Source organism: Streptosporangium heterodermiicola (assembly GCF_051390675.1).
Taxonomy (GTDB): Bacteria; Actinomycetota; Actinomycetes; order Streptosporangiales; family Streptosporangiaceae; genus Streptosporangium.
In genome coordinates this window covers 519,170-533,486 of sequence record NZ_JBPJSR010000002.1, presented here as the reverse complement: position 1 = coordinate 533,486, position 14,317 = coordinate 519,170, and the positions used below count along the sequence as shown (strand labels likewise).

15 protein-coding genes and 2 pseudogenes are annotated in these 14,317 nt (G+C 70.8%); 7 read left to right on the top strand and 10 right to left on the bottom strand.

The features are described from left to right. The first annotated feature begins 130 nt into the window (after positions 1 to 130). Genes ACSC1Q_RS06145 through ACSC1Q_RS06135 form a run of 3 tightly spaced genes read left to right on the top strand, consistent with a single transcriptional unit; the run spans position 131 to position 1,031 of the window. Positions 131 to 367, top strand: a complete 237-nt coding sequence (locus ACSC1Q_RS06145; RefSeq protein ID WP_436757668.1) for a hypervirulence associated TUDOR domain-containing protein — start codon at positions 131 to 133, stop codon at positions 365 to 367. Further along, positions 360 to 689 carry a DUF3140 domain-containing protein gene (locus ACSC1Q_RS06140; protein WP_436757667.1) on the top strand — a complete coding sequence of 110 codons (330 nt, stop codon included), beginning with the start codon at positions 360 to 362 and terminating at the stop codon, positions 687 to 689. The genes ACSC1Q_RS06145 and ACSC1Q_RS06140 overlap by 8 nt, the downstream gene beginning before the upstream one ends. A 3-nt stretch (positions 690 to 692) precedes the next feature. After that, positions 693 to 1,031, top strand: a complete 339-nt coding sequence (locus ACSC1Q_RS06135; RefSeq protein WP_436757666.1) for a hypothetical protein — start codon at positions 693 to 695, stop codon at positions 1,029 to 1,031. A 148-nt stretch (positions 1,032 to 1,179) separates the two neighbouring features. Here ACSC1Q_RS06135 and ACSC1Q_RS06130 read toward each other — a convergent pair whose 3' ends face one another. Further along, a complete protein-coding gene (locus ACSC1Q_RS06130) occupies positions 1,180 to 1,419 on the bottom strand; it encodes a hypothetical protein (RefSeq protein ID WP_436757665.1) in 240 nt (79 codons plus the stop codon). On the opposite strand from ACSC1Q_RS06130, the gene ACSC1Q_RS06125 reads away from it, so the two are divergent. Both ACSC1Q_RS06125 and ACSC1Q_RS06120 read left to right on the top strand, forming a co-directional pair. Continuing rightward, on the top strand, positions 1,393 to 2,382 hold the full coding sequence (locus tag ACSC1Q_RS06125) for a hypothetical protein (protein ID WP_436757664.1): 990 nt from the start codon (positions 1,393 to 1,395) through the stop codon (positions 2,380 to 2,382). The genes ACSC1Q_RS06130 and ACSC1Q_RS06125 overlap by 27 nt on opposite strands. A gap of 2 nt (positions 2,383 to 2,384) precedes the next feature. Continuing rightward, positions 2,385 to 2,744: a signal peptidase I gene (locus tag ACSC1Q_RS06120; protein WP_436757663.1), complete on the top strand. Its 360-nt coding sequence runs from the start codon at positions 2,385 to 2,387 to the stop codon at positions 2,742 to 2,744. A 92-nt stretch (positions 2,745 to 2,836) separates the two neighbouring features. Here the strand turns inward: ACSC1Q_RS06120 and ACSC1Q_RS06115 are convergent. The 4 genes and pseudogenes from ACSC1Q_RS06115 to ACSC1Q_RS06100 all read right to left on the bottom strand — a co-directional run. Beyond that, a pseudogene (locus tag ACSC1Q_RS06115) lies at positions 2,837 to 3,976 on the bottom strand (CocE/NonD family hydrolase); the annotation flags it as partial. Then, positions 3,965 to 4,271 (bottom strand): annotated as a pseudogene (locus tag ACSC1Q_RS06110) (CocE/NonD family hydrolase); the annotation flags it as partial. The pseudogenes ACSC1Q_RS06115 and ACSC1Q_RS06110, both read right to left, overlap by 12 nt. Before the next feature lie 151 nt (positions 4,272 to 4,422). Further along, positions 4,423 to 4,872 (bottom strand): DUF3237 domain-containing protein, encoded by a 450-nt coding sequence (locus tag ACSC1Q_RS06105; protein ID WP_436757662.1) that lies wholly within the window; start codon positions 4,870 to 4,872, stop codon positions 4,423 to 4,425. Then, positions 4,869 to 6,038: a flavin-dependent oxidoreductase gene (locus tag ACSC1Q_RS06100; RefSeq protein WP_436757661.1), complete on the bottom strand. Its 1,170-nt coding sequence runs from the start codon at positions 6,036 to 6,038 to the stop codon at positions 4,869 to 4,871. The genes ACSC1Q_RS06105 and ACSC1Q_RS06100 overlap by 4 nt, the downstream gene beginning before the upstream one ends. A gap of 81 nt (positions 6,039 to 6,119) precedes the next feature. Here ACSC1Q_RS06100 and ACSC1Q_RS06095 point away from each other — a divergent pair, with 81 nt between their 5' ends. Next, positions 6,120 to 6,809 (top strand): MarR family winged helix-turn-helix transcriptional regulator, encoded by a 690-nt coding sequence (locus ACSC1Q_RS06095; protein ID WP_436757660.1) that lies wholly within the window; start codon positions 6,120 to 6,122, stop codon positions 6,807 to 6,809. A gap of 99 nt (positions 6,810 to 6,908) precedes the next feature. On the opposite strand, the gene ACSC1Q_RS06090 is transcribed toward ACSC1Q_RS06095, so the two are convergent. Genes ACSC1Q_RS06090 through ACSC1Q_RS06070 form a run of 5 tightly spaced genes read right to left on the bottom strand, consistent with a single transcriptional unit; the run spans position 6,909 to position 12,810 of the window. Beyond that, a complete protein-coding gene (locus ACSC1Q_RS06090; protein ID WP_436757659.1) occupies positions 6,909 to 7,505 on the bottom strand; it encodes a DUF1349 domain-containing protein in 597 nt (198 codons plus the stop codon). Then, the gene (locus tag ACSC1Q_RS06085) at positions 7,502 to 8,524 is read right to left on the bottom strand and encodes a Gfo/Idh/MocA family protein (RefSeq protein ID WP_436757658.1); all 1,023 of its coding nucleotides are present in this window, start codon (positions 8,522 to 8,524) and stop codon (positions 7,502 to 7,504) included. Before ACSC1Q_RS06085 ends, ACSC1Q_RS06090 begins: the two co-directional genes overlap by 4 nt. Beyond that, positions 8,506 to 9,516: a zinc-dependent alcohol dehydrogenase gene (locus tag ACSC1Q_RS06080; protein ID WP_436757657.1), complete on the bottom strand. Its 1,011-nt coding sequence runs from the start codon at positions 9,514 to 9,516 to the stop codon at positions 8,506 to 8,508. The genes ACSC1Q_RS06085 and ACSC1Q_RS06080 overlap by 19 nt, the downstream gene beginning before the upstream one ends. Before the next feature lies 1 nt (position 9,517). Next, complete coding sequence (locus ACSC1Q_RS06075; RefSeq protein ID WP_436757656.1) at positions 9,518 to 11,605, bottom strand: N,N-dimethylformamidase beta subunit family domain-containing protein; 2,088 nt, start codon at positions 11,603 to 11,605, stop codon at positions 9,518 to 9,520. Beyond that, on the bottom strand, positions 11,602 to 12,810 hold the full coding sequence (locus ACSC1Q_RS06070; protein WP_436757655.1) for a galactosyltransferase-related protein: 1,209 nt from the start codon (positions 12,808 to 12,810) through the stop codon (positions 11,602 to 11,604). Before ACSC1Q_RS06070 ends, ACSC1Q_RS06075 begins: the two co-directional genes overlap by 4 nt. A gap of 300 nt (positions 12,811 to 13,110) precedes the next feature. Between ACSC1Q_RS06070 and ACSC1Q_RS06065 the strand changes: the two genes are divergently transcribed. Beyond that, positions 13,111 to 14,304, top strand: coding sequence for a radical SAM protein (locus ACSC1Q_RS06065; protein ID WP_436757654.1), 1,194 nt, complete (start codon positions 13,111 to 13,113; stop codon positions 14,302 to 14,304). The last annotated feature ends 13 nt before the right edge of the window (positions 14,305 to 14,317 follow it).

Genomic DNA, 14,317 nt, shown 5'->3' with positions numbered 1-14,317 from the left:
TAATCACCGGACAAAGACAAGCCCTCGGCCACCGTGCCCTCATCGATCGTTGGGGGCGATCCGATCCAGTGAAGCACCAGTTCAGGTGTGGCGCGATGGGCTTTGGAGGAGTACGGGGTACGGAGAGGCCATGACCAAGAAGCACAAGCGGGACGAACCCAGCGTGGGCGACGACGTGACGTGGGAGAGCCACGGCTCGTCGACCTCGGGCAAGGTCGAGAAGAAGATCACGAAGCGGACCGAGGAGTCGGGGCGCACCGTGGAAGCCTCGGCCGACGATCCGCAGTACCGCGTACGCAGCGACAAGAGTGGCAAGACCGCCGTGCACAAGCCGTCGGCGCTGCACAGGAAAGACCGCCATGACTGAGGACGGCGAGCGGATCGCCGCGGACTTCGACCACGCCGTCAACATGACGGCCACGGAGCTGGAAAGCTGGCTGGAGACGGAGGAGTCGAAGAGTGTGGGCGACAAGTCGGGCGGTGACGAGTCGACGGGTCATCGGTCCGGCCGCCGGATCGCCGAGATCCTGCGGAAGCGGAAAGGTGACCTGGCGGAGGACGACTACACCCACATGCGCAAGGTGACCGGCTACGTCCGTCGCCACCTGAAGCAGCGTCCGTCCGGAGACGTCAGGGAGACCCCGTGGCGATACTCCCTCATGAACTGGGGACACGACCCGCTCAGGTGAGCCGTGCCGGTGATCACGAACGGCACACCGGCCGGTACCGCTTCGGGGCGCGCGGCCGCCGCCGTCGTCGCGCTCTGCCTGGCCGTCGTGGCCGTCACCGCGGTGCTCGCCGTCGTGGTCGGCGAGGTGTCGGCGCTGTCGGTGGTCGCGACGGCCACGACCTGGGCACGCCCCATGCGGGGAGCCGAGGTGGTCCCCCTGCTCGCCGGGATCTGCGGGCTCAACGCGTGGGCGCTGTGGCAGGTGCTGCGCGGTCCCGCGCTGCCGCGCGCCGAGGGGTCGCCGCGCGGCTCGGATCGTGACGAGAGCCCCGCGCAACCCCCTCCTGACTCCCCTCGCTGAGAGGAAAGTCCAGCACCGGAACGCCGACTCCGCGCCGCACGTTCAGGCCGGGCTACGGCTTGCCAACGATCCCCACATCACCGCCGCACTTGACTGGCTTGACCGGCAAGCTTCATGGACCCCGGGGAGTAGTCGCCGACAGGTCGCCTCACACCTGGTCGGACTCGACCCCCGACACCTTCGGGACCGGGCTCAGGTTCGAGGCCGGATCGGACGCGATCACGTAGCGGATGCTCTCGCCTCGTACTACATCGGCGCCGTCGACGACGAAGAATTCCGCGCCCATCGGGTTCGCAATGGCGATGATCTCGTCGCGACCAGTCTCCTGACCAAGCGCGATTGGCTCGGGCTGAGCCTCCGGATGGGAACCGACGACGAGGACTTCCATCTCACCGAAACCACCAGCCCGGATCTGCCAGTGGATCGACTCCACTCCCAGGCCGTGGTGGCGTCGCTCGCCGAATCACTCATCGCCGGAAGGCGGATCGTCGACGCCCCGCTCTACCGGATGACGAAAATCGCCATCGATGCCGGACGGCTCAGCGCCGACTTCGGCATATCCGAGTTCGTCCACTACGCGCTGTCCATGGATCTTCTGGAAAGAGAACTCCTGGACGCGATCGCCGACGGACGCCCGACTCATCGGGGTGCGCTTCCCTTGCGCGATAACCACCCGCCGGACCTGGAGACCGTCACGAACCCGGCCGCCCGGCTGTGCGCCGGCGGCCCCCCGGCCCTGTGCGCCATCGCCCGCCCGGGAAGCCGAGCCCGCCGAGGACAACCCGACTACGTCATCCTCGTTCAGGAACGCTCCGGCAACGTGCTCAACGCGGCTCAGAAGCTCGCCGTCATCCCGAAGGCCTTTCATGAGCCGCTGACGGACTTCGGCGAGGACGTCTCGATCCTCGCGACCATCGAGCGGGAGATGGAAGAGGAACTGTTCGGCCGCGACGACGTGGACTCCACCCACTCAGATCAACTGCACGCCGACCCAACGCACACCAGTCGGCTGTCCGAACCGATGAGCCGGCTCTCCCAACATTCGGACCGGTGGCGAGCGGAATATACCGGGTTCGGGTTCAACCTGGTCAGCGGCAACTTCGAGTTCGCCTCACTCATCCTCATCGAGGACGAGGAATGGTGGATCCGCTTCGGTGGCCACATCGCCGCGAACTGGGAGTCCAGCGGCATGAGGCGATACTCCCCCCTCGACACCGGCCTCATCGCGTCACTGCTCCGCGATCCCGCACGGAGCAACGAAGGCCTGTTCGCTCTCTCCGAAGGGCTCCGGCGGCTCAGCGAGATCGGCGGAAGCCGCGTGGACCTTCCGTCCGTCGAACTGGAGCTGTGATCATGGCCGACAACTACTACACCGGCAATGCCACCGATGACGCCGACCAGTACAGGGGCTGGCTGATGGGCCACTTCATCGCCCCTGAGGCCGGAGGCATTCGCTCGACCAACGCCCTCGAAGTGAAATGGGGCATTCATCCCGCCGGTCAGCGACGTCCCGAATGGACCGCCGATGACCGGCGCACCACCCTGCTTCTGCTCGTCCGGGGCCGCTTCCGCCTCGACCTCACCACGGGCAGCACCACACTGGAACGCCAGGGCGACTACGTCGCCTGGGGACCAGGCATCGACCACTCCTGGCAGGCCGAGGAGGACTCCACCGTGCTGACCGTCCGCTGGCCATCGGTGGCCGACGCCTGAACGACGGGCGGCCCGCTCGGCTCCCGTGACGGTCGGTGTCGAGGGAGGTTCGCGGGCATGGGACGGCAGGTGGCCGTCCGGTCCAAGACCCGCTACCGGGGGACGATCGGGAGGGTGATGTAGGAGTCGGGGAAGACGGTCTGGTGCTGGACGACCAGGTCGGCCTCGGTGGAGTCGGCGGGGGTACGGCCGGTGCCGGGGTTGCGGTCGAAGCGGGGGAAGTTGGAGCTGGAGATCTCGACGCGGACGCGGTGGCCGGTCTTGAAGACCTGGCTGGTGGCGACGAGGTCGATCTCGTGCACCCCGGACGGGACGGAGGTCCGGACGATGCCGTCGGTCACGCTCATGGCCCGGCCGTCGGGGTGGACGTCGACGAGCTTGGCCGTCCAGTCGGTGGAGACCGCCGAGGTCTCGGCGTGCAGGGTGACGGAGAGAGGGCCGGTCACCTCGACATCGGAGGTGAGCGCCTCGGTGGTGAAGCAGAGCACGTCGGGGCGGAGCTCGACGTCGCGCTGGTCCTGGGGGCCGACGTTCGTCACGTCGGGGAGCAGGAGGGGTCCACCGGTCGTGGGCACGGGGTCGCGGGGGTCGAAGATGAAGGTGGACGGCACGGCGCCCGGGGGGGACGCGGCCTTTGTGGGGGACATGGCCTCCGCGGGGGGCATGGCCTCCGCGGGAAGCCCGGTGTCCGAGGGGGGCGACACGAAGGCTGAGGACACGGCGGCTGAGGGAAGCTCGGTGTCCGACGGGGGATCGACGGACAGCAGGCCGCCGGCGTGCAGGTGGTAGCGGGTGCCGACCGCGCGGGACAGCGGCCATTCCTCCTCGTCCCGCCAGACGTTGTCGCCCATGACGAAGATCTTCACGGCCGGGCCGGTGTCCTCGCCGCGTAGGAAGTCCATCTGCCGCTGCGGCAGCATGGCCGCCTGCGCCGAGGCTGAGAACCCGAAGTCCAGGCGGCCGGTGCCCGTCGCGCTGGAGCCGTGCGACCAGGGGCCGATGACGAGCGGGCCGCCCAGCCGCCGGTGGTTCTCCAGGGTTCCGGCGAGGAACAGGTCGAACCACCCTCCGACGTGCATCACGGGCACCTCGATCCGGTCGTGCCGCAGGGTCTCGGCCAGTCCCTCCCAGTAGGCGTCGCGGGTCGGGTGCGAGATCCAGTCGTTCCACCACGGCCTTGAGCCCCGGCGGGCGCGTCGCGGCGGCCTGGAGCGCGCATCCGGCGAGGTAGGACATCCCGAAGGCCACGACCTCGCCGTTCGACCACGGCTGGGAGGTGATCCACCCGACGGTGTCGTAGCCGTCGTCGCCCTCGTCCAGCCACGGCCGGAACTCCCCGTCGCTGCTCCCACGTCCCCGGCAGTGCTGGAGCACCACCGCGAAACCGGCCTCCAGGGCGGGGATCTTCGGCGCCGTCAGGAACGAGCCCGCGCCGTACGGCGTGCGGACGAGCAGGGCCGGGAACGGCCCGTCCGAGGCGGGACGGTAGACGTCGCCGCGCAGGATCGTGCCGTCGCGTACCGGCATCGGGGTGTCGTGCTCGGCGACGATGGAGAGCGGGGTGCGGTTCGGCTTCGGCATCACGATTTCCTTGGGTGTCCGTCGAGCCTCGGAGGGTCGCCGGGGCCATGGCGCGGTTCGGTGCGGTGCGGTTCGGGAAGGGGCGGGATGGGAGGGGTCAGGTCAGGGTGTAGGCGTCGTAGCGGACGGCGTCGGGCAGCCGGCCGCCCGTTCCCACGGCGAGGGTGCGGTTGAGCCACAGGTAGCGCTCGTCACCGGTCTCGAAACGGCAGAACAGCCGGAAGTAGTACTCCGACGGGTCCACCGGCTCGCCCCGGGCGAGGCGGTCCATGACCTCGGCGGGGCCGTGCCGTACGCCGGAGGTGGAGAGGTAGAGGTGCGCGCCGTCGTGGGTGCGCAGGGTGTAGCGGGTGTCGACGCTGGCCATGCCGTCGGCGTGCACGACCTGCCAGTCGGCCCCGCCGGGCAGGACGACGCCGGAGAGGCGCGGGCCCTCGAACGATCCGCCCACGATGTTGATCACCCGTCGGCGGCCCCAGTGGGTGCCGCCGAGTTCCAGGATCGGGTCCAGCCTCACGGTGAACGTGGCGAGGTGTTCGAGGTTCATCGGGCGACGCTCCAGGAGGGGGATCCGTTCAGCGAAGCCGGATCGAACCCCGCCGTGCGCTTGTAGGAGGCGGCGATCTCGGCCCGCTCCGCGTAGGGGATGACCCGGTCGATGTCGTCGAACCCGTCGGGGGCACGCTCGTGGGCGAGTCTCATCACGACCTCGGGGCCCATCCGCCGGTTGGACAGCTGCAGGGTGGTCGTGGCGGGCCGCCGCACGGCCTCGTACGCCGCCAGGTCGCCGTGCGCGAGGGAGTGGGCCAGCACCCGGGCGTCGATGATCGCCTGGGAGGCGCCGTTGGAGCCGATCGGGTACATCGCGTGGGCGGCGTCGCCCAGCAGGGTGACGTTTCCCTCGGTCCAGTGCGGCAGCGGGTCGCGGTCCACCATCGGATACTCGTAGGCCGCTCCGGCTCCGGCGATGATCCCCGGCACGTCCAGCCAGTCGAACCGCCAGTCCGCGAAGTGCCTCTCGACCTCGGCCAGGTCCGCCGGCCGGTTCCAGTCGCCCCGGTCGGGAGCCTCGCCCTCGGAGGGCTTCTCGGCGATCCAGTTGATCAGTGTTCGCTCGCCGGTCTCGATCGGGTAGGCCACGAACTTCTGCGTCCCGTCACCAATCATGATCATGGACCGTCCGGTGAGGAACGACGCGCCGTACGTCGTCCCGCGCCACAGGACCAGCCCGTTCCAGGGAGGGGGTCCCTCGCCGGGGAACAGGCGCGCGCGGATCGCCGAGTGGATGCCGTCCGCCCCGATCAGCAGGTCCTCCGTGCCCGGCCCGGTGATCCGGCTGCCGGTGACGACCGACCGCGGGCCGAGCCGCTCGATCACGGCGTCCAGCAGCATCATCTGCAGCCGTCCCCGGTGGACGGAGTACTGCGGCCACAGGTATCCCGCGTCGACGCCCCGGGGCTCGGACCAGATCACGGAGCCGTGCCGGTCGAAGTAGCCGAGTTCGGCGGTGGCGACGCCGATCGCCGCCAGCCGGTCGGCGAGGCCGAGCTCCGTCAGTTCCCGTACGGCGTGGGGCAGCAGGTTGATGCCCACGCCCAGGGGGCGGATCTCGCGCGCGGCCTCGTGGACGGTGAGGTTCTCGAAGCCCGCCGCGTGCAGGCTGAGCGCGGCGGCGAGGCCGCCGATGCCACCACCGGCGATGACGATGTTCACGGGCGCCTCCCGTCGATTGTTATGGCCATAACAATATTCACGGCGAGGGTGCTTCTACGCAAGACTTGTGCGGTGGAACCAGTGGAATCAGCAGGCGAGGAACCAGAGCGCGCGGGTTTCGCCCATCGCGCCGGAGACCGGGAAGCCAAGGGCCGGGGAGCCGGGGAACGGGGAACCGGGGAACGGGCGAAGGTCGCGGCGCCGGTAGTGGCCGGGGGCGAGGAGGTGCCACGGGCCGAGAACGGCGGGATGCCGCGGGTGGGGCCGGAGAGCAGGGCGGATCTCCGGTATGCCGCGTACGCGCGGGAACGTCTCGCAGGCATGCCGCCTCCCGCCGACCCGGAGGGGTTCGAGCTCGCCTACAACCTGCTGCAGCTGGCCTACCTGCTGGTGACGGACCTGGAGACACGGATCCACCGCCCGCGCGGCTGGACACTGCCCGGTTTCCGGCTGATGTTCAAGCTCTGGATTCTCGGCCCGACCCAGCCCGCCCGGCTCGCCGAGATCTCCGCCATGTCCCGCTCGGCGGTGACGAACGTGGTCAACACCCTGGAGCGCGACGCCCTGGTCGAGCGCCGTCCGGTGCCCGGCGACAGGCGCGCGGTGGTGGTCGCGCTGTCCGGCAAGGGGGAGGCCGCCGTCCGCGAGACGTTCGCGGAGCAGACCCGCAGGGAGCAGGAGTGGTTCTCCCCCCTGGACCCGCGCGAGCAGGCCGATCTCAGCGGTCTGCTCGCCCGCATCCTCACGGCTCGCCCGGCTGACACTCCTTAGCCCGGCTGCCGTTCCCTGGCTTGGCTACTGTTCCATGGACCGGTTGCCGTTCCGCGCGGCTTTCGCCGCGTCGCCCGCCCGGGCCGGCGGGAAAGTGGGTTACTCGCCGCCGCGCAGGTCGGACAGGCGCTTGGGCGAGTACACGATGTCCTCGAAGCGCACCGTGCAGCCCTCGCCGGTGGGGCTCTGCGCGAGGAAGCCGACCTCGGGGTTCCCGTCGAGCGAGAAGTATCTGATGAGGTTCCAGAACCCGGACTCGTCGGCGACGTGGAAGGCGAAGGCGGTGCCGATGCGGGAGATCCGCAGCCGGATGTCCGTACCGTCCATGGTCACGGAGTTGCAGTCGTCGGACACCCCTCGGGTGACCACCGAGACGATCGTGGGCCTGCCCTGCGGGGAGAGTTCGAGGCAGAACTTGGCCCAGTGGTCGTCGTCGGCGTGCAGCAGCAGCACGGCCGCGTCGTAGGTGGACAGCAGGTCGAGCCTGACCCGCGCGCTGAGCGTGAAGTCGCCGTCCAGGCGGCCGACGAGAGCGGGGGCGTTGGCGTAGCGGTTCGGCTCCCCGGGGTCGGAGAAGAGGTCGGTTCCCGCTCCCGCGACGATGGAGAGCGCGTCGCCCTCGGCGCTCCAGTCCTCGGGCTGGTTCAGCCAGCGCAGCGGCGCGGGGAAGGCGGGCAGGGAGACGGTTTCGCTCACAGGTGTTCCTCCAGACGGGTTGCGAACGCGTAGGCGTCCGCGATGAGGCGGTCGACGATCTCGGCGTCACGGACGGTGCAGACCGGATCGGTCCCCTCCCGGACGCTGCGGGCGAAGTCGGCCATGAGGGGCAGGTGCGGGTTCTCCGGCGGCGGGAGGAACTCCTCGACGGCGGCCCCGTCGACGATCCCGCGCACGGTCCCCGAATCGAGGGGGTCGAGTTCCAGGTGGCCGCCGTCGAAGGACAGGTGGAACCGGTCGTGGCGGGCGCCGGGCGTCCACGCCACCTCCAGGCCGGCCGTGCCTCCCGACGGCCAGGCCAGCTCCACCCCGGCGAGCCGCTCGGCGCCCAGGTCGAAGGGCAGGCCCGTACGCGCGCCGGTCACGACGGGCTCCCCCAGCAGCCAGCGGAGCAGGTCGAGGCGGTGACTGCCGATGTCGGCGAGCACTCCCCCGCCGGAGATCGCGGGGTCGGTACGCCAGAGCCTGGGGTCGCCCGGCCCCGGGTCGAAGTGGCTCCGGAACTCCACGGCCGCGTGGTGGACGGCACGCCCGCGCAGGAGCTCGCGCACCCGCCCGAGCGCGGGCGCGAGCCGCCGGTAGTAGGCGACTCCCGCGTGGGCGCCGGCCAGTTCGGACACCGCTTCACGGGGGTAGGCGCCGCCTACCGTATGGGCGGCGGCCGGCTCGGGAACCGCCCCGCCGAGTGGTTTCTCCACGAGGACCGGCAGGCCCGCGCGTGCCGCCGCGACCGCGAGGGGCAGGTGGGCCGCGACCGGCGTGGCGACGTAGACGACGTCGGCCGCGTCGAGCAGCGCGGTGTAGTCGGACGTGCCGAAGGCGCCGGACGACCCGTCGCGGGAGATCCCGAACTCCTCGCAGGTCGCCCGCGCTCGCGCGGCGTCCCGGCCCCACACGCAGGCGACGGTCTCACCGAGGGACAGCAGGGCGGGCAGCGCCTTCCTGCGGACGATGTCGCCGTATCCGGCGATCCCCCATCTCAATCCTGGTTCGGGCATATGGCTATCTTCAGGGTTTCCGGGGGCGGAGTCTGGAACGGCGCGGCGCTTCCGGCCGGATGGAGGGTGGGGCTCTCGGACAGCCGGTCGAGGGCCTCCTGGAGTCGCTCCAGCGGGTAGGTGGCGGTGAGGATCGTGTCGAGGCTCAGGCGCCGGGTGAACGTGGCGGCCAGCCGTTCGGCCACGCGCATCGCCTCGGCCCGCGCGGTGTCGGTCGGCTCGGCGGAGCTGTGCACCCGCAGCCCCTTCTTCTCCCACTTGACCATGTCGAAGGTGACGTGGGTGTCGACGTGGTGGGTGCCGAGGAAGACGACGAGACCGTTCTGCCTGACCAGGTCGACGCAGGCGTTGGCGGTGTGCGGGGTGCCGACCGCCTCGATGGCGACGTCGAACTCCGTCCCCAGCTCCTCCGGTACGGCCTGCGGCGACTTCACCGGCGAGGTCCGGTCCGCGCCGAGGAGCACCGAGCGTTCCAGACGCCAGGGGTCCAGGTCGGCGACGGCGATCTCGGCCGCGCCGCGCAACCGCGCCATCTGCAGGGCCATCAGCCCGACCGGTCCCTGTCCCAGGATGGCGACCCGGTCGCCCAGCCGTACTCCCCGGGTCGCGTGCACGGCCAGGGGCAGCAGTTGCAGGATCGCGCCCTGCTCGAAGGGCACGTCGTCGGGGAGGGCGCCCACGCTGACCTCCCTCGCCGCCGCGTACTCGGCGAAACCCGAGGTGAGCGGGGTGCGGACGAACACCCGCTGTCCCGGCGCGACGCGGGTCACCCGCTCTCCCACGGCCTCGACGGTTCCGGCGACCTCGTGGCCGAAGCAGCCGGTCGCGCAGTGGTCGCGCAGGCCATGATAGTGGTAGTAGGCCAGGTCACTGCGGTTGCAGACGGTGCAGGCCCCCACCCGGACGAGCACGTCGCCCGGCCCGATGGACGGGACCGGCACGTCGCCGTCCAGGCGGATGCGGTGTCTGCCGACGAGTTCGATCCGGCGCACGTCACTCCTCGTTTCCGGTCTGCGGACGTCCCGTGGTCGTGTCGCCGACCAGCTCGCGCCAGAACAGGTCGCCGCCCGGTGTGGCGCCGATGAGCCTGCCCGCCGTGCCGGTCAGCGTGGCCAGGCCGGGAGCGGCGCCCAAGGAGATCCATGCGCCGTCGTCCCGTGTCCCGGCCCGGTCGTTTCGTGCCTTGACCTGGTTGTCTCGTGCTCTGACCCGTATCTCGCCTTCGCGGGTCAGCCCGATCAGCCGTCCTCCCACGTGGGCGAGGGCGGCGAGTCCCGGCCCGTCGTCGCCCGCGCGGGTCCACGGTTCCGGCCGTCCGGCGGCGAGCGGGCGCTGCCACAGCTCGCCCTCCGCGCCGGCGGCGAACATGGTCTGGTCGACGGGCGCGATCCCGACCGCCCCCGGCGGGGCGTCGTACAGGTCAGTCCAGGGTGCCTGCCCGGTCACCGGCTCGCGGACGAGGACGCGACCGTCGGCGTGCAGGCCGTACAGGAGAACGGGTGAGCCGGGCGTCGCCTCGCGCGGCGCGGCGAGGGCCACCAGGCCGGGCGCGGGCTCGATGCGACGCCATCTCAGGTTCTGGGTGCGGTACGGCCGGGTCCAGAGGTCGCCGTCGGTGAGGACGGCGAAGAGCCGCTGCTCGCAGGCGGCGAGCGCGAGCGCGGGTGCCCCGCCGCCCATCGGCTCCCACCAGCCGGGAGCTCCGGCGAGCCTGGCGAGCACGTTGCGGGTGACGCGGTCGACGACCGGGTCGTCGAGGGCGTCGCCCCAGCCGATCGTGGCCGCGTTGAAGACGGTGCCCGCCCCCCGGCGCATGATGCCCATGGTGGCGTGGCCGCCCTGGCCCACGCGCCGCCAGTGGCGCAGGTCGGCGGTGGCCAGGATCGCGAAGTCGGCGGGGGTGCCGTCGGCGCCCGTCGCCAGCGGGACGCCGTCGACCTCCACGTACTCCGCGGCGTCGGTCTCGTAGCCGACCGCGCCCCTGCCGAAGGTGTCGCCGTCGCGCAGTCCCGTGCCCTCGAACGCCCAGTGCCCGGCGAAGCGCACCGTGTACGCCTCGGACTTCATGGCGTCCATGTCCTCCCAGCAGCCCGCGCCGCGCCGGAAGCTCACGCCGGTCAGGCTGTTCTCCGGCCTGCACACCGGGGAACCCGACCACTCCACGGTGACCAGGCTCGGATCGGTCGCGGCCATCGGGTCGAGCAGGGCGTCACGGTGGCACACCATGGTGCGGCCGTCGTCCTCCAGCCGTACCTGCCACCAGCACGTGTTGCCGCCGAAGAAGGCGATGTTCCCCCCGGCCGCGACGAAGGACTCCGCGGCGTCGCGCATCGGCCGGGTCCAGTACTCGTCGTGTCCGGGGATCACGAGCAGGCGCCGGTCGCGCAGCAGCGTGTCCGGATCCTCGTGCAGGTCCAGGTTGGAGCAGTAGTCGACCTGGACGCCGCCACGGCTCAGCCACCGGTAGAAGTTGTCCTCCCAGTTGCCCGCCGGTCCGCCGCCGGGGCGGTCGAAGGTGACCCGCCCGGCCCGTTCGGCGCCCTCGGTGGGGTACAGGCCCTCCCCCGGCACACCGGCCCTGTTGTACGCCTGCCAGGTGAGGAAGGGCACGGACACCAGGATCGTCCCCGCGGCCCGCGGTTCGCGGGACCGGACGACGAAGTAGGCCTCCCCTTCGGGGTCGCCGGGGGTGAACTCCACGGCGTAGAGCGAGCTGGGCCAGCTGTCGGGGACGTCCAGGGTCCACCAGGGCCCGGTGGCGTCCAGCTCGGCCCTGACCTCGCCGGTCACGGCGTCGCGTACCCGGGCGCGGCAGCCGGCCTCGCCGCGCTCGCGGCCGTCCGCCGGGTTCACAGGGGCCGGGTCACCGGTCACCGGGAGTCCGGTTGGCGGACCTCCGGTCGCCAGGCCCCCGATCACCGGACCGCCGGTCTCCAGGTCTCCGGCCACCAGGGCCCCCGTCGCCGAGTCCCCGGTTGCCGGGTCGTCCGTCGCCGGGTCACCGGTCGTCAGGCGGAAGCGTAGTGATCCGCCCTGCGGCACCGACGTGCGCGTCGCGTAGGCGCGAACGGCCGAGGTCATCCCCTGGGACCGCGCAGGTCGCCGTACCCGCCGGCGACGGTCCAGCTCAGCGGGTCGATGTGGGCGTTGAACGGCAACCCGTCCAGGGTCATCTCCGGACGCGGGTGGGCCAGGTGCAGCAGCGGGTCGTCGAACCGGGTGAACCGCCCGGCCAGGCTCAGCCGCGCCACGACGTCGTCGTCCTCGCCGCCCCAGCCCTGGTAGCGCTCGTCGAACCCGCCGATCGCGTCGAAGATCGTGGATCTGGCCCAGAGGCAGGCCCCCGGCGGCTCCTTCAGCACCAGCGAGCGTACGGCGTCGAGCGGCACGTCGGCCTCGCCGCGCTCGCAGCGGCGGCGGACGGCGGCGGCGGAGGTCTCGGGGTCGAGGCAGTACATGCGGCGGTAGGGCAGGAAGGCCGAGAGCTCGGGCTCGCGCGCCATGCGGTCCAGGTTCCGGCTCAGGAAGCGGCGGTCCGCCAGGATGTCGGTGTCCAGCACGCAGATCAGCTCGGGCTCGCCCGGGGTGTCGCGGACCCCGACGTTGACCGCCCAGGACTTGTTGAAGTGCCCGTCGTGCCGCGCGAACACGTAGTGGTCCACCAGCGGTTCGACGGTGTCGCGCCAGGTGGGCGCCGTGTCGGACTCGACCACGGTGACGGTCACCTCGTCGCCGTGACCGTCCTGGTCGCGCAGCGCGGCCAGGCAGGCCAGCAGGTTGCGGGTACGGGCGCCGCCGACGCGGTCCCGGAAGGGGATCACGATCACGGCTCGCGTCCCCGCCGTCCGTGTTCCAGGCGCCACGGACGCTCCCGGCGTTTCCCGCCGTGACCAGGCGGAGACGTCGGCCACCGACACCTCGGCGGCGGAGCGGTCGGCCAGCACCCCGTTGTGGTAGTCGACCAGCACGTGCGCGTCGGCCTCGGCGATCAGCCCCGCGAGGCGCGCGGCGTCGGCGGGTGAGCGCTCCAGCATGGGGACGAGCGCGCCGGCCAGGGCGTCCTCCAGCTCGCGGTCCCCGGGGGAGGCGGCGAAACGGCCCAGGTCCTCGGCCGCGGGCTCTCCGGCCACGAAGTGGGTGAGGGCGCCGGCCACCGCGTCGTAGTGCGGGCCGCTGATCTCCCACCAGTCGGCGGCCACCAGGGGGACCGACGGGTCGTTGGCGAGGAAGGCGTAGGCGGCCAGCCTGGACCCGAGCGTCCGCGCGTCCGGGAAGGAGCCCGGCATTTGGGGTGACGCTATTGGGGTTTCTGTCATGCCGTTTCCCTCCACCTGCACGAATTCCCTCCGGCCGCGCGAATGTCGAACCGGATGTACCGTACCGTGCCCAAAAATGCCTCACAAGGGGACTTGACCCGGTTTAGGATATGTTTTAATCTCCCCGAAGAGCGCTCCCACGGCCGGAATGCCTTGCCTTCGGCCGAGCTCGGCTTACCCGAAAACGTATCGAACCGGCGGCCACCAGCACGCCGGCTTTGGCACACAAGGGCCGGGTCAATCGCCTTCCCGGTCGAACGGGGGACGTAAATGTCGGACGAGAGCTACAGGTCGGCGAGACCCACCAACGGAAACGGGCTGGCAGAGGTCGCCCTTGACCAGGCACACGCCCCCGACAAGGTCCTGGCCCACGAGGACCTGCTCAGGAAGTTCGTCAACGGGGAGACTTTCCGGCCCGTCCATATGCGCATAGGAATTATGGGCGCCTGTAATATGCGCTGCAATTTCTGCAACTTCCACTCGCCGAACGAGGAGAATTTCTACGATCTGTTCTCCTTCAAGGACGCCATTCCCACCGACAAGAGTGTCAAGCTCATGCGGGAGTTCGCCGAATCCGGTGGCCGGGCCGTCACGTTCTGCGGCAGCGGCGAATGCACCATTCACCGTGGGTACGCGGAGATCTGCAATTCCGGGCACGCGGCCGGGCTGCGCATCGGGCTGATCACCAACGGCTCCCGCCTGCACCGGGACGACATCGCCGACTGCGTGGTCAACACCCACACCTGGGTGCGCATCGGCCTCAACGCGGGCACCGAGGCGACCTTCAACGAGATCACCCGGGACCGCGAGCAGACGTTCAAGTCCTTCCTCGGCTCCGTCCGCAGGCTGCGCGAGAACGCCGTCGACCCGGACTTCCGCATCGGGTTCAACTTCGTGATCACCATGCAGAACTACCGGGAGATCTCCGAGGCGGCCCGGATCGCGCGCGACTCGGGGGCGCACTACGTCCGGTTCGAGCCGGAGTTCTACAGCGGGATGGGCCACGAGACGATCGAGGAGGTCATGGCGGAGGTCTCCGCCTCGCTCGCCGACGTCTCCTCGCTGTCGTCGGAGGAGTTCGAGGTCTCCGTGCCCAAGCTCGACCGGGGGCCGATGGACCAGGTGGAGTCCGTCGAGGGCGACTTCGACCACTGCCACTACAGCCGCTTCGTCACGGCCGTCGGCGCGGACGGGCACCTCTACCCCTGCCCCCAGGTGCACCTGAACAGCCGCTACCGCATCGGCAACGTGCTGCAGGACGGCTACCTGAACGTCCTGGAGGGCGGCCCCAGGGCCGAGTGGGAGTCGAGCAACCCGCTCAGGACCGACCTGTGCAAATCCTGCTTCTACCGGCCGCAGAACGAGCTGCTCGAATGGCTGCGCAAGGGGCGGATCAAGCTGGACGACGCGCTGAACACGTACCGCGTCGAGGTTCCGCACGCGCTCCACGCCGACTTCGTCTGAGATCCGGGGTTCG